The sequence below is a fragment of the Nocardia sp. NPDC057455 genome (assembly GCF_042802775.1).
Classification (GTDB): domain Bacteria; phylum Actinomycetota; class Actinomycetes; order Mycobacteriales; family Mycobacteriaceae; genus Nocardia.
Genome location: NZ_JBHVDM010000008.1, coordinates 1 through 15638, shown reverse-complemented (window position 1 = coordinate 15638; position 15638 = coordinate 1). Strand labels below are relative to the sequence as shown.

Sequence of the window (15638 nt, the reverse complement as noted above, 5' to 3'; positions counted from 1 at the left end):
GGGGCACAGCACCTTAGACTGCTATCAAGCGCGGCACAGCCCGCCGCGCTCGACGATCCATGAGGTGACGAAGATGGCAGCCGGAGCGAGCCCCGCCCAACGTCAGCACAACTCGACAGATCATCCCGAGCTGGACGTGCTCCCGGAATGGCCCCTGGAGACGATCGGCGTGCTGGTGACGACCGATCCCGCGCCGCATGCGATTCCGGTGTCCTGGCCGGTGCGGGCGGGTGACCGGCGAATCCTGCTCAGCCTGAAGTACGATCGCGGTTCGCTGGCCCGGCTGCGCGACCATCCCGAGGTGGCGCTGCTGATCCTCGGCGGAGGCAACGTGGCGATGTGCGCCCGGGGCACCGCGCATGTAGTCGCCGAGCAGATGCCCGGCGCCGACGACTATGTCGCCGTCCGCATCGACGTCGACGTGATCGATGACCACCGCCAGTCGGCCTTCGCGGTCGTGCAAGGCATCCAGCGCACGGTGCTCGACGACGAGAGCGAACTGCGTGCGCTGAAGGACCGGGTCGGCATCCTGCAATCCTGGGCCGACCACTAGAACTTCAGCAGCCCGACGTTTCCGGGAGCAGAGAGAAGGCGGCACCGGCCGTGCCGCGCGGAAGGGAATCATGAGCGTCACTCTGGCCAAAGGCGGCAACGTCTCGCTGTCGAAGCAGGCGGCGAATCTCACCAAGGTGTCGGTGGGGCTCGGCTGGGACGTGCGCACCACCACCGGTGCCGACTACGACCTCGACGCCAGCGCGCTGGTCTGCGGACCGAATCTCAAAGTGCTGTCCGACCAGCATTTCATCTTCTACAACAACCTGCGTTCGCCCGACGGATCCATCGAGCACACCGGCGACAACCTCACCGGCGCGGGAGAAGGTGACGACGAGGTGATCAACGTCGACCTCACCGCCGTTCCACCGGAGATCACCAACATCTTCTTCCCGGTGTCCATCCACGACGCCGACGCCCGCGGCCAGTCGTTCGGCCAGATCCGCAACGCCTTCATCCGCGTCGTCGACGCAGGCACCGGCGTCGAACTGGCTCGCTACGACCTCACCGAGGACGCGTCCACCGAAACGGCCATGATCTTCGGCGAAGTGTACCGCCACAACAACGAGTGGAAGTTCCGCGCCATCGGCCAGGGCTACGCTTCCGGCCTGGCGGGCATCGCCCGGGACTACGGCGTCAACGTCTGACTGCGTCCCACTTCCACGACCGCCGCGCCGGGTTCTCGGCTCGGTGGCGTGCACAGCCCCGAGTTCGTGGCGATTCGTGTGGCGCGAGCCGATCTGTCACGTTCCCGCCGGGTGCTGATACCGCGAGGTGTCGAATGCCGCGCATCCGCGCCCTTTCGTGACCCGGCCACCGTCGGCAAGACCGACTCATGCGGCACCATTCCGACTTTCGCCGGACCTCTGCGGCGGGTCATACGTGCCCGGCCCTTCAGCCGCGACCGCGCTCGCCGGTCCGAAATCCTCGGCGAAGTCGTCGCCAACCGTATTGCCGTAAATGTCCAATTCGAGGCGATCCGCCGGTCCCGATACTCCCACGGATGGTAAGCCAGAGATTTGCAGGATTGCGCACAACCACTCCAGACTGCCGCTCGGGACAATGTTGGAACGCGTTACATATTGCTGACTACCGACGGGTAGCGTTGCACGCGGATTCATGTAGTCTACTGATCGGTAGCTTCGTTCGTTGTGCTGCCGCACAGTCCGCAGATGATCGACATGCTTTGAGGGACAACAGCTTTGAACCAGGCGAACGGGCCGGTCGTGCGTCCGGCGACGCGTGACGATGTGACCGATATGGTGCGCGTGCTCAGTGCCGCCTTTGCCAATGACGATCCGATCGAGGACTTCGTCTTCCCGGACGAGAAAGTGCGTCATCGTCGTGCTGCGCGGATGCTGCGGCTGATGATCGAGTACCGTTTCCTGCCCGCGGGCGGCGCCGAGGTCGGCATCGTCGACGACAAGGTGGCCGGTGTGCTGCTGTGGTATCCGGCCGGATACCGAAAAGATTTCTGGCGCGAACTCGTCTCGGGGGTCCTGCTGCTGTTCGCGATGGGCACCGCGACGCGACGCGGAGTCGTCGTGGACAGCGCGATCGAGCGGGCAGCACCCGCCGAGCCGAATTTGTGCTGTGTCTATCTCGGGTGCGACCCCGGGCTGCAGCGCAGCGGTGTCGGTCGCGCGCTGTTCGGCTCGCTCGTGGACAAGGCCGACGCGCAATCGGTTCCGCTGTATGGGCTCTGCAAGGATGCGAATGTCGACTACTACCGCGCCTTCGGCCTCGAACCGGTGGCCAAGACGGTGCTGGGCAAGAACGGCCCGGAAATGAACGTCGTGGCTCGTCAGCCACTGCGCAACGCCGCCGCGTAGCCGGGACCGGCAGCGCGATTCAAAATTCCCATTCTCGTCGGGGAAAATTTCGAGTTCGATCCAGGGAGTTGTTGTGTCCGACATTGCAATTATCGGTATCGGCTGCCGGTACGCCGGTGGTATCGATTCCCCCGAATCCTTCTGGGAATTCATCGTCGGAAAAGGCGACGGTGTCGTGGATATCCCGGAGAGCCGTTGGGATTACCGGCGTTTCTACGACTCGGATCGGAGGACGCCGGGCCGGATGTACACCAAGCGTGCGGCTTTCATGACCAGTGACCCCTGGGCGTTCGACCCGGACTTCTTCGGCATCTCACCGCGCGAGGCGGCGGCGATGGATCCGCAGCAGCGCCTCGTTCTCGAGGTCACCTGGGAAGCCTTCGACGACGCCGGTATCGCCGGGCGGGTCAGCGGCGCACCGCTGGGCGTGTACGCCGGCGCGTTCACCATGGACCAGCTGGGTGTTTCGGTCGGCGGCCCGGCGCTGCCGTTCGTCGACATGCACACCGCGGCCGGTGCCTCCTACACGATGATCTCGAACCGGATCGCCTACGCGCTCAACCTGGTCGGCCCCGCGATCACCGTGGACACCGCGTGCTCGTCATCGCTGGTCGCGGTGCACCTGGCCTGCCAAGCGCTGGACAACGGCGACTGCGAGGTCGCCGTCGCGGGTGGTGTGACCGTGCTGGCCGAGCCCGAGCCGTTCGTCTCCATGTGCAAGGGCGGCTTCCTCGCCGCCGACGGCCGCAGCAAGCCTTTCGACGCCGCCGCTGACGGTTACGGTCGTGGTGAAGGCGCCGGGATGGTGGTGCTGAAGAAGCTGGCCGACGCCGAACGCGATGGTGATCGGGTCTACGCGGTGATCAAGGGTACGGGATCCAACCAAGACGGCCGCACCACGGCGATCACGGTACCCAACGCTGATTCGCAGGAGGCGCTGGCGAAGATGGTGACCCGCCGCGCGGGCATCCGGCCGCACGAGGTCACCTACGTGGAGGCGCACGGTACCGGAACCCCCGTCGGAGATCCTCTGGAGCTACGAGCGATCGGCCGTGCGTATGGCGCTGTCGACGGCCGCACCACACCGCTGGGCGTCGGCTCGGTCAAGGCGCAGCTCGGCCATACCGAGGCCGCGTCCGGTATCGCGAGTGTCATCAAGTCGGCGCTGGCCGTGTCCAAACGGACCATCGCACCACAGGGTTGGTTGGAAACGCCGAATCCGGAAATTCCCTTCGACGAACTCGGGCTCCGGTTGCAGCTGGAGGCCGAGGAGGTCGGCCCAGAGGTCGAGCGGATGACCGTCGCCGTCAACGGATTCGGCTACGGCGGCACGAACGCGCATGCGATCCTGCAAGAATATCGCCCTTCGATTGCGGCCGAACGCCGGCCGAAACACTTCGGGGTGCTGCCGATCTCCGCGCGCAGCGAGCAGGCCGCCCGAGATCTGGCGCGCGGTTTCGCCGAGCGCATTGCCGACGGCGCCGACCCGGGCCACCTCGCCGAGGCCGCCTGGACCCGACGCAATCACCATCTGCTTCGCGCCGGGATAGCCTTCGGCGACGACACCGAATTGGTCCGCGCGTTGATCGAATTCGCGGGCGGCGCGGGACGGGTGAGCCGGACCGTCGCTCGCAACGCTCCCGAACCGGTGTTCGTGTTCACCGGTATGGGTCCGCAATGGTGGGCGATGGGCCGTGAGCTGTTGCGCAACGGGGGCACTTTCGCCGCGGAGGCCGAGCGCATCGATGCGGTGTTCCGGGAGATCGCGGGCTGGTCGATCATCGAGGAACTGCTGCGGCCCGAGGAAGAGTCGCGCGTGACGACGACCGCTGTGGCGCAGCCCGCGAATTTCCTCGTTCAGGTCTCCCTGTACGCCATGCTGGACGAACTCGGCATCAAGCCCGCGGCGATCGTCGGTCACAGCGTCGGCGAGGTGTCGGCCGCGTATGTGACCGGCATGCTGTCGCTGCGCGACGCCCTGCTGGTGAGTTATCACCGCGCCCGGCTACAGGCCACGACCGCCGGATCCGGCGGGATGCTCGCGGTCGGCCTGGCGCCGGCCGACGTGCGGAAACTGATCGCGGACGATGCACGGGTGGATGTCGCGGCCGTCAACAGTCCGTCGGCCGTCACTCTCGCCGGTGACGCCCTCCGCCTGGACGAAATCGCGGAAGCACTCACCGAACAGGGTGTTTTCGCCCGTCGACTACAGGTCGAGGTGCCGTACCACAGCCACCTGATGGAGCCGATCCTGGATGAGCTGCGCTCGGTACTGACCGATTTGGAGCTGCGGGCGCCCCGCATCCCGCTGTTCTCCACCGTCACCGGTGCGCGCGTCACCGAACCGGATTGGGATGCCGAGTACTGGTGCGGAAATGTGCGGCAGGCGGTCCGCTTCCACGATGCGATCACCGAACTCGTGCGCGCGGGCAGCCGTGTGTTCCTCGAGGTCGGCCCGCATCCGGTACTCGGCGCCAACATCCGCGAAATCCTGATCGCCGCGGGCGAGACCGGGGCGACCGTCGCGACGCTCAACCGCAAGCAGTCCGATGCCGACAGCATCAGGCAGACCATCGCGGGACTGTACAACGCCGGAGCCCTCGATATCGACGCGCTGTTCGCCGATTCGATTTCCCCGACACGGCATATCGATCTGCCGGCATACCCGTGGCAGCGCACCCATCTGCGCAACGACATTCCGGCATACCAGCGCAAGCGGCACGGCACTGCCGAGGCATATCCGATGCTGGGCGACCAGGATCCGGACGACGCCTCGACCTGGCGGGTCGAGCTGGGCATCGAATCGCTGCCGTGGCTGGCCGACCATGTCGTCGGCGGATCGCGGATCCTGCCCGGTGCGGCCTATCTGGATGCCGCGCTCAGCGCGGCAGCGCTGCGGACCGAATCCGCGTCCGTGGCGGTCGAAGACGTACGCTTCGTCGCACCACTGGTCATCGATGCGGGCGAGACGCCGATCATGGAGTTCGACCTCGAGGAGTCGACCCGGCGCTTCACCATTCGCTCGCGCGGTGTGGCGGGTTCGGTGTGGACGATCAATGCCGTCGGACGGCTCGTGGAGGGCGTGTACGAACCGGCCAAGATCGACGTACCCGATGACGATTCGATGCTCGAGATCGATCCCGTCGACTTCTACACCGGTCTCGCGGCGCATGGACTCGATTACGGGCCCACCTTCCGCCGTGCGACCGCGATTCGAATCTCCGGCTCCACGGTCGTGAGCACCCTGGATGGCACCATCGCCCGTAAGGCCGGGCATCCGGCGCACCCCGCGGTCGTCGACGCGGCGTTGCAGAGCGTGGCCGCCCTGCTCGTCGGCGCAGGCAGCAAGCAGGACGGCGCGATGGTCCCGGTGGCGGTCGGTGCGGTGCGGTTGTTCGCGTCGCTGCCGGAGGAGGTCACGGTGGTGGCCCGGCTGGACACTACGGACGAACCGACCGCGGACATCGACCTGCTCGACGCCGACCACAACCTCCGTATGCAGATCGTCGGGATGAAGTTCGGATCGATCGCACCGCGGCCCGGCCCGATGCAGCGGATGGTCGACTTCTTCTACGAGGACCGCTGGGAGATGCGCGATCCCATCGACCGCGCCGCGCTTCCGGCGACAGACGATCTGTTCACCTTGGTCGTCGCGATGGACCGCGCGGCGACCGAGCGGGCCGAACATCTCGTCCGCATCACCACTCCGGTCGTATCGGGCGAGGTCTCGCCACTGATCGTCACCGGCGACCCGTCCCGTGACGATTTGGAAGCCGTAGTGACCGAACGGCTTCGGGCTGCTCGGATGCTTCCCGGCGTCGGCCGCGTGCATCTGGTTGTGGTCGCCGGATCGGGCTACGACGATATGGACAACCTCTGGACACTGCGCCGGATCGCATTGGCCGCGCAGCAGTTCCTCGACTCGACCGAACAGGACTTCCTCGACACCTGGCTGGTGGAGCAAGGTTCCGACCGGGATGTCCTCGGTGACGACACCTTCTACGCCTCCCTCGTCACCGAGCACGCCTACACCCACCCGGAGGGCGATGTCGCGCCGAATCCGAGCCATGCCGCACTGGCCGGTGCCCGTCGTGCGCTGCTCAATGAGCAGACCCGGCTGCGGTGGCGACTGATCGACGTTTCAGCCGACGTCGCCGATGCGGATCTGCGCGCGGAACTGACCATTCCCGGAGCCTTCGTTTTCGACCGCGCCGATGAGGTGTTCCTGCGTAACGGCTTGCGCTGGACCACCGTGGTGAGCCGGACGTTGCAGGATCGCCTGGACGCCCTGGACCAGGCCGAGCCGCTGACCGATCCGGAAGCCGATTTCCGGCTGGAAATCCCCAAGACCAAGACCTTCTCGCGACTGGGCTGGCGGCGTAGTGAACGGCGGGATCCCGGTCCGGGTGAGGTCGAGGTGCGCATGGCGGCCGTCGGCCTCAACTACAAGGACTCGCTGCGGGTCATCGGACTGCTCGGTGATCGCGAACTCGGCGACACCTTCTTCGGCACCGCGCCGGGCATGGAGGGTGACGGCACCATCGTCCGCATCGGTCCCGATGTCAGCGAATTCGAGATCGGTGACCAGGTCAGCTTGGCGTGCAAGGGGATGATCGGCCGATTCAACACCTTGAGCGCGGATCTGGTCTGGCGCGTCGGCGACGGCTTCGAACCCGGCCGATGCAGCAGTTCGACCTCGTTCGTCGCCGCCGAGTACGCGCTGCTGGAGCTGGCCCGGCTCCAGCCGGGCGAGACGGTGCTGGTGCACGGTGCGGCCGGCGGTGTCGGTTCGGCGGCGGTGCAGATAGCGAAACTCCACGGCGCCGTGGTGATCGGCACCGCGAGCACCGCCGAGCGCCGTGCTTACGTGCTCGATCAAGGTGCGGACCACGCGCTGCACTCACGGTCGCTGAACTTCGTCGACGACGTCCTCGAACTCACCGGCGGCCGCGGCGCGGACGTGGTGATCAGCTCGGCACCCGGCGAGATCCTGGTGCAGAACTTCGCCGTGGTCGCGGAATTCGGGCGCATCATCGAGGTCGGCAAGGCGGACATCTACTTCGGCGGCGTCCTCGAGCTGCGGCACTTCGACAAGAACGTGACGTACTCCTCGTTCGACCTGGACCGGATGATGAAGCTGCGGCAGCACAAGGTCTTCGATTTCGTCAAAGCGGTCAACGGCAGACTCGACGACGGAACCTACCGGCCGCTGCCCTTCGACACGTTCAGCACTGCCGAGGTAGCCCAGGCGTTCGAGGAAGTGGCGCGATCCACGCGGATCGGTCGCGTCGTGTTGCGCATGGACGAGCAGGCTCCACAGGTGCGCCCGCAGATCCCCGATGTGGTCATCCACTCCGATGCGCAGTACCTGATCACCGGAGGTTTCGGTGGGTTCGGGCTGGCGATCGGCCGCTGGCTGGTCGGCAAGGGCGCTCGGCGCCTGACTCTGCTCGGACGCGGTGGCGCGACCACCGAGGAGGCCAGGCAGCAACTGGTCGTCTGGGAGCGACAGGGTGTCGAGGTGACCACCGAGCTGGTCGATGTGACCGATCCGGAGGCCGTCGGTGCGGTGATAGCGCGGGCACACCGGCCCGAGCATCCGCTCGAGGGCATCTTCCACACGGCGGGTGCGGTAGACGACAAGCGAATCCACGCGATGGATCGCAACAGCCTGGCGAAGGTGTTCCGGCCCAAGCTCGAGGGCGCGCGAGCGCTGTACGCCGGAGTGGTGGCGGCCGGCGCACAACTCGAACAGTTCGTCCTGTTCTCCTCGGGTAGTGCCATCTTCGGCGGGATCGGCCACTACTCCTACACCGCAGCGAATATCGCGGTGAACGCGTATGCGCAGGCCCTGGCCCGCGAGGGAGTCAACGCGCTGGCGGTCGGCTGGGGCCATATGGCCGGAGCCGGTATGGCGGCCGCCGACGAGAATCTTGCTCGCTACCTGGTCAACACGGGATTCGACACGATCGAAATGGACGAAGGACCGGAATATCTGGAGGAGGCCCTGCGACTCGGCGTCACGAGAGTCGACATCTTCCCGATCAACTGGACCCGAGTCGCCGCCACCGGACCGCAACTGGCCCTGACCGGCAGGCTCGAGTCCATGATCGCGGCGGCGGCGCAGAACGATTCCGCCGCCAGCCGCCTCCGTTCCGAACTCGCCGCCCTCGACGAGGCCAAACGCAACGAGGTGGTCGCGCACATGCTGGCCGAGCAGCTGGCGTCGGTGATGGGAGTGTCCGCTGAATCGATCGACCTGACCCTGCCCTTGCCGGAACTGGGCCTGGACTCGCTCATGGCGGTGGAATTCGGTTCGCTGGTCACGCAGTCCTTGGGTGTCGAATTGATCTCGCTGAAGCTCGGTCGGTCGTTCAGCCTGGAGCAAGCCGGCGCCAAGGCCGCCGAGGCGATCGTCGAGGGCGTCGGCTCACATGGGGCATCGATCGGCGCGGCGACGGTGCAGGCATGACCGAGTCGGCGCGTGATTTGGCGCGAAAACTACTGGCGGATAACAAATCCGGGAGCACTGCGGCGGCGCCGCCGATGCGACCGGTGACGCGGTCGCGGCAGCGCCGCGGCCCGGGACGCCAGTTCGCCGATCATCCGGACGTGGCGGCGGCCGTGCGGAAGCGAGCGATGATCGCGTCGCTGTATGAGCAGACCCAGCTGGTGAACCCGTTGTTCCTGCCCCGGACGGGGCCCAACGACACGGTTATCCACGTCACGGAGCCACGGCTGGCGGGCATGGATCTGGTGAACTTCAGCGCCTACAACTACCTCGGCTTGGCCAACCATCCGCGGGTGGTCGATGGCGCGAAGAGGGCCTTGGATCAGTTCGGGGCCTCGGCGGCGGCCAGTCGCATCGTCGCCGGTGAGATCCCGCTCTACCAAGAGTTGGAACGCCGCCTCGCCGACATCTACGGTGTCGGCGACGCCATGGTGACCACCAGCGGTTACCTCACCAATGCCGGTGTGATCGGATTCCTGCTCGGGGAGGGCGATGTCGCGGTCTGCGACTCGCTCATTCATGGCAGCGTCATCTCCGGCGTTCAGTGGTCCGGTGCGCGACGCATCAATTTCCGGCACAACGACCCCGAGTCGCTGCGGTCTGTACTGCGTACTTCGCGCAGCGGATTCGACCGTGCGCTGGTGGTGCTCGAGGGCCACTACAGCATGGACGGCACCGTCGGCCGAATCGAGGAATTGGCCGCCATAGCGCGGGAGTACGACTGTGCGGTGATGGTCGACGAAGCCCACTCGTTCGGGGTCTTCGGCGACAAGGGGCATGGCATCCGCGAGCACTACGGTCTGCCTGGTGACGCCGTCGACATCTGGATGGCGACGTTGTCCAAAGCGTTGGGTAGCACCGGCGGATTCGTCGCGGCCGACGCGGATCTCATCGGCGCGATGAAGTCGTCCGCGCCGGGCGTCGCCATGCTCACCGGCGCACCCGCGCCCGCGGCGATCGGCGCAGCACTGGCGGCACTGGAGGTGCTCGAGCGGGAGCCGGAACGGTTGACCCGCCTGTGGGCGAATGCCGCCCTGTTCCACGGTGCGCTGTCCGAACGCGGCGTGAACCTGGGTGTCTCCCATGGCACGCCGATCGTGCCCGTCATCGTTCCCGGCGAGATCCGCGCCGGGTACGTCTCCTCCACCTTGCTGGAGAACGGCGTCTACGCGGGCCTGATCTCCTCGCCCGCGGTCCCGGCCGGACAGGAACGCCTCCGCTTCTTCATCACCTCCGAGCACACCGAGGAGCAACTGACCAGAACGGTGGATCTGCTCACCGAAACGATCGCCCGAGCCGAGCAGATCCCGGACAGCACGGTCGACACATGATCCGCACCGGCCATGCTGTCAGTGGCCTGTCGATTGTGCGAGTTCTCGCGGCCGCGTCTTCCGCCGAGCGACTACGGCGGCAGCGCCCCAGGTGGCCGGGGTGTCGTCGAGATCGAAACGCGGTGCGCCGTCGATGAACAGTTCCAGAGCGGGTGGTCGGGAAAACCGTTCATCCGCGAGATCCACCACTGGCCGTCGACGTGGGCGGCGACGGGAAACCTGCCGTTCCCGGTCGATTGCCGGCGCGGGCGTGCGTTCAGCTCGGGGTCCGGCATCATCTCGGTGTCCTTGATGCGGACGGCCGCGCGGATTGCCCTACGGTTCGCAGCCAGGTGGTCTTCCTACTCGGTCTCTCCCGGCCAGAAGGCGCGCCAATCCTCGGCGCTGAGCGGGAGGCGTTCGCCGCGGTCCTCTTCCGCCGCGTCTTCCGTCGCACGGATAGCGGTGGCGAACCTCAGCGCCGCTTTGCGGAGGCGTTCTTCAGCGCTTTCCGGACCGCCGAGACGCACCACCCGGAGCGCTTCGGGGACGAGATCGGGCGGGAGACCGGCTTTGGTGCTGCGAGAGACGATCTTCTCCGCCAGCGCCAAGGCGGGCTGGGCCATGGCGATGCCGTCCAGGCAGGAGCGGCGGGACTTCTCGGCGGATTTGCGTTCCTCCCAGGCGCGTTCCTGAGCGGCGATCTTCTCCGCCACCGACGCGGACGGATCGATCGGGGTGTCCACCAGGTGCGGGCTGCGGTTGACCAGCTTGGCGACCAGGGCGGCGGCTACATCGTCGACCGTGAATTCTCCTGCTGCCTCGGCGATTCGGGAATGGAAGAGTACTTGCAGCAGCAGGTCGCCGAGTTCCTCCTTGATCGTCTCGGCATCGCTGTGCTGGATGGCGTCGAGCAGCTCGTAGGTCTCCTCGAGCAGATAGGGGCGCAGGGAGTCGTGGGTCTGGGTGACCTCCCACCCCCCGAAATGCCAGAGGCGGTCCATCACCTCGACGGCGTCCGCCAGCCCCGCCGCGACCACCGCCGTATCCGTGCGTGGCGAGTCGCCGTTCGGCACGCTGCCGGACGGTACGCTCCCGGCGGCGCGATGCCGGGCGGCCCGCAGGACGGACTCGTCACGCCCCGTCGAACTCATCGCGGCGCCATCTCGGCGGCGACGGTGAGATCGACCGCTCCCTGTGCCTTCCCGTCCAACGCCAGCAGCAGGTCGGCGACCAATTGCAGCAGCACCACATCCCGGACTCGCTCGGCCCCGACGCTGTCCTCGACACGCGGCAGAGGAAGCTGCACCACACCGGAGGCGGCGCGGTATCCCGCGCTCGGGTAGAGCCGCTTGAGGCGCATCTGCTTGGAATCGGGCAGGTGCAGCGGCGAGATCTTCAAAGTCGTCCCGGTGACCGCGATCTCGGCGATCTCGTACTCGCGGGCGAGCAGCCGCAACTTCGCCACCGAGACCAAGCGCCCGACTTCTACCGGCAGCGGGCCGTAGCGGTCGACGAGTTCGTCCACGACCAGCGACAGCGCCGAATCATCTTGCGCGGAAGCCAGTTTCCGGTATGCCTCCAGGCGAAGCCGGTCGCTGGCGATGTAATCGGGCGGGATGTGCGCGTCCACGGGCAGGTCGATGCGCACCTCCTTGACCTCCTCGGTGGTGATCGGCTTGCCATCTGCCGCAGCGCGATACGCCTCGACGGCCTCGCCGACCAGCCGCACGTAGAGATCGAAGCCGACGCCCGCGACGTGACCGGACTGCTCGGCGCCGAGCACGTTGCCCGCGCCGCGGATCTCCAGGTCCTTCATCGCGACCGCCATGCCCGCGCCGAGGTCGGAGTTCTGCGAGATGGTGGCCAGCCGGTCGTAGGCCGTCTCGGTGAGCGGCTTCTCCGGCGGGTACAGGAAGTAGGCGTAGCCGCGTTCCCGGCTGCGCCCGACCCGGCCGCGCAACTGATGCAATTGCGAGAGGCCCAGCGCGTCGGCGCGTTCCACGATCAGCGTGTTGGCGTTGGAGATGTCCAGGCCGGTCTCGATGATCGTGGTGCACACCAGCACGTCGTATTCGCGCTGCCAGAAGCCCTGCACGGTGGATTCCAGCGCGTCCTCGTTCATCTGGCCGTGCGCGACCGCCACCCGCGCCTCCGGCACCAGATCACGAATCCGCTTGGCCGCCTTGTCGATCGAGGACACACGGTTGTGCACGTAGAAGACCTGGCCGTCGCGCAGCAGTTCGCGGCGGATGGCGGCGGTGACCTGCTTGTCGTTGTAGGCGCCCACGTAGGTGAGCACCGGGTGGCGCTCCTCCGGCGGCGTGAGGATGGTCGACATCTCACGGATTCCGGCCAGGCTCATCTCCAGCGTGCGCGGGATCGGGGTGGCCGACATGGTGAGCACGTCGACGTGCGTGCGCAGCGCCTTGATGTGCTCCTTGTGCTCGACGCCGAACCGCTGCTCCTCGTCGACGACGACCAGGCCGAGGTCTTTCCAGCGCACGCCGGTCTGCAACAGCCGGTGGGTACCTACCACGATGTCGACGCCGCCGTCGGCCATTCCCTCCAGCACGGCGCGGGCGTCGGCCGGATCGGTGAACCGGGACAGGCCCTTCACGGTGATCGGGAAACCGGCGACCCGCTCGGCGAAAGTCTGGAGATGCTGTTGGGCAAGCAGCGTGGTGGGCACCAGCACGACGACCTGTTTGCCGTCCTGCACCGCCTTGAACGCGGCGCGCACCGCGATCTCGGTCTTGCCGTAGCCGACGTCGCCGCAGACCACGCGGTCCATCGGGACCGGCTTCTCCATGTCCGCCTTCACCTCGGCGATGGCGGTCATCTGGTCGACGGTCTCGGTGAACGCGAACGCGTCCTCCATCTCCTTCTGCCACGGCGTGTCGGCCCCGAAGGCGTGGCCCGGTGCGGCCTGACGGGCCGCGTACAGCTGCACGAGCTCCCCCGCGATCTCGCGAACGGCCTTGCGCGCCTTGCGTTTCGTGTTGGCCCAGTCCGAGCCGCCGAGTTTGGACAGGCTGGGCATCTCGCCGCCGACGTAGCGGGAGAGCTGGTCGAGCGACTCCATCGGCACGAACAGCCGGTCGCCGGGCTGGCCGCGCTTGCCGGGCGCGTACTCGATCACCAGGTACTCGCGGCGGGCGCCGCCGACGGTGCGCTCGATCATCTCGACGAATCTGCCGATGCCGTGCTGGTCGTGCACCACCATGTCACCGGCGCTCAGCGCGAGCGGGTCGACCTGGTTGCGGCGTTTGGCCGGCATCCGCTTGGCTTCGGTCGGCGCGGTCACCCGGTTGCCGGTGAGATCGGACTCGGCGACGACCACCAGCCCGGCGTCCTCGAACACCAGGCCGTCGTGCAGCGAGCCGCACAGCACGCCCACCACGCCTTCGTTCGGCTCGGCGCCCGTCTCCAGCGTCGCGGCGGGCACGTCGGCCTCCGCCAGCCGTTCCAGGATGCGCTGGGCCGTGCCGTGACCGGCGACGACCACCACGGCCCTGCCGCCGGTCATCACGTGGGCGCGCAACGAGGCGAACATCGTCGCCACCAATTCGTCGGACCCGCGCGCGGTGGGGCCGGGCAGCACCCGCAGGACGACCTCGGACGCATCGCCGGAGGCGAGCGGGCTCAGCGTCCACCACGGCAGGCCCTGCCGGTCGGCGCTGGCGTGGATCTCGGGCAGCGGCTGATAGGCCGACGCGGCCAGGTCGAGCCCGTGCCCGCCGAGCGGCGCCGCGCCGCCGAACGAAGCGGCGGTCCAGGACGCCTCCAGGAATTCCTCACCGGTGCGCACCAGGTCCGCGGCGCGGGTGCGGATCTTCTCCGGATCGCACAGCAGCACGTGAGTGCCTTCCGGCAGCACCTCGGTGAGCAGCCGCAGTTGCCCGGGTTGCAGCACCGGCAGCAGCGCTTCCATGCCCTCGACCGGGATGCCCTGCGCCAGTTTCTCCAGCATTTCCACCAGCGCCGCGTCGGCCGCGTTGGCGGCGGCCACCTCGGCGGCCCGTTCGCGCACCTCGGCGGTGAGCAGCAGCTCCCGGCACGGCGGCGCGACCACGACGTCCACCGCGACGTCCGGCAGCGAGCGCTGGTCCGCGACGGCGAACGGCCGCAGTTCGGTGATCTCGTCGCCCCAGAACTCCACGCGCACCGGGTGGTCTGCGGTGGGCGGGAAGACGTCGAGGATGCCGCCGCGCACCGCGAACTCGCCGCGCTTGCCCACCATGTCGACCCGGGTGTAGGCGAATTCGACCAGCCGCAGGAGCAAGTCGTCGAAGTCCAGCTCGACGCCGACGCGAAGCACGACCGGCTCGATGTCGCCGAGCCCGCCCGCCATCGGCTGCATCAGCGACCGCACCGTGGTCACCACCACGCGCAGTGGCGCGGGGGAATACGGGTCGTCGGGGTGCGCGATCCGGCGCAGCACTTCCAGCCTGCGCCCCACCGTGTCCGCGCCCGGCGAGAGCCGCTCGTGCGGCAGCGTCTCCCAGGACGGGAACTGCGCGACCGTGGGACCCAGCATCTCCGCCAGCTCGACGGTCAGATCGTCGGCCTCCCGCCCTGTGGCCGTGACCACCACCAACGGCCGCTCGGCCGCGACCCGCGCCGCGACGAACGGCCGCACCGCCGACGGCGCGACCAACTCGACCGACGAGGTGCCGATCAGCTCCGCGACGGTCCGTAGCGAGGTATCGGCACCGGCCGCAGCGGCCAGTCCCGCCAGCGGTGGGCGGTGGGTGGACATCGACAACTCCTGAGCGCAGGCGACACGGTTCTAGCGGCCAACCGAGTCTAGTTAAGCGGGTGTCTCACAAATGCAGCGCCTGCGGGGACACGCACTCGCGCCCGCCACCGGTCTGCGCTCCGAAGAAGCCGCAAGCAGGCAGGCGCACCTCCGGTAGGACGAACGAAGCGAGCCCCGACCACACTGGTGTCGGCATCGCCCACGCCCGGCCGCGACCAGTACCGACGCGCGCACCGCCCTGCCGCTCCAAGCCGCGCGATATCGCGAACTCGAGGCCGCCGCCCACCACAACGACAGGTGTCGAGCGACGCGGGGCGATCACGAGTCGTTCACGTCCCCGGCTTGTGCCCGAACGACGCCGCAACGGATCACACCCACTGATCGCCCCGACTCCACCCGCCCGAGCCGCGCACTCCGTCCTGCGGCTCCAAGCCGCGCAATATCGCGAACTCGAGGCCGCCGCGCACCAAACGCCAGGTGTCGGGCGACGCGGAGCGATCACGAGTCGTTCGTGTCCCCGGCTTTGCCCGAACGACGCCGCAACGGATCACACCCACTGGTCACCCCAACTCCACCCGCCTGAGCCGCGCGCACTCCGTCCCGAGTTCGAACGCCGACACGCCCACCTACCTCAACTCCAGGTTTCGAGCGAAGCGAGACCGAGCATGTCC

General features: G+C 67.7%; 7 protein-coding genes. 5 read left to right on the top strand and 2 right to left on the bottom strand.

Features of this window, described 5'->3' with window-relative positions; genetic code table 11:
* Positions 1 to 73: 73 nt before the first annotated feature.
* From ACFU5M_RS04915 to ACFU5M_RS04895, 5 genes are all read left to right on the top strand, one after another.
* The gene (locus tag ACFU5M_RS04915; protein WP_379044100.1) at positions 74 to 553 is read left to right on the top strand and encodes a hypothetical protein; all 480 of its coding nucleotides are present in this window, start codon (positions 74 to 76) and stop codon (positions 551 to 553) included.
* A 70-nt stretch (positions 554 to 623) separates the two neighbouring features.
* Complete coding sequence (locus ACFU5M_RS04910; RefSeq protein ID WP_379043814.1) at positions 624 to 1199, top strand: TerD family protein; 576 nt, start codon at positions 624 to 626, stop codon at positions 1197 to 1199.
* 555 nt (positions 1200 to 1754) lie between these two features.
* Positions 1755 to 2384 (top strand): GNAT family N-acetyltransferase, encoded by a 630-nt coding sequence (locus ACFU5M_RS04905; RefSeq protein ID WP_379043811.1) that lies wholly within the window; start codon positions 1755 to 1757, stop codon positions 2382 to 2384.
* A 73-nt stretch (positions 2385 to 2457) separates the two neighbouring features.
* Positions 2458 to 8856 carry an SDR family NAD(P)-dependent oxidoreductase gene (locus tag ACFU5M_RS04900; RefSeq protein WP_379043808.1) on the top strand — a complete coding sequence of 2133 codons (6399 nt, stop codon included), beginning with the start codon at positions 2458 to 2460 and terminating at the stop codon, positions 8854 to 8856.
* A complete protein-coding gene (locus tag ACFU5M_RS04895; protein ID WP_379043805.1) occupies positions 8853 to 10226 on the top strand; it encodes an aminotransferase class I/II-fold pyridoxal phosphate-dependent enzyme in 1374 nt (457 codons plus the stop codon). The genes ACFU5M_RS04900 and ACFU5M_RS04895 overlap by 4 nt, the downstream gene beginning before the upstream one ends.
* A gap of 341 nt (positions 10227 to 10567) precedes the next feature.
* Here the strand turns inward: ACFU5M_RS04895 and ACFU5M_RS04890 are convergent, their stop codons facing one another.
* Both ACFU5M_RS04890 and mfd read right to left on the bottom strand, forming a co-directional pair.
* Positions 10568 to 11209, bottom strand: coding sequence for a MazG family protein (locus ACFU5M_RS04890; protein WP_379044097.1), 642 nt, complete (start codon positions 11207 to 11209; stop codon positions 10568 to 10570).
* 146 nt (positions 11210 to 11355) lie between these two features.
* Positions 11356 to 14967 (bottom strand): transcription-repair coupling factor, encoded by a 3612-nt coding sequence (mfd, locus tag ACFU5M_RS04885; protein ID WP_379043802.1) that lies wholly within the window; start codon positions 14965 to 14967, stop codon positions 11356 to 11358.
* Between the last annotated feature and the right edge of the window lie 671 nt (positions 14968 to 15638).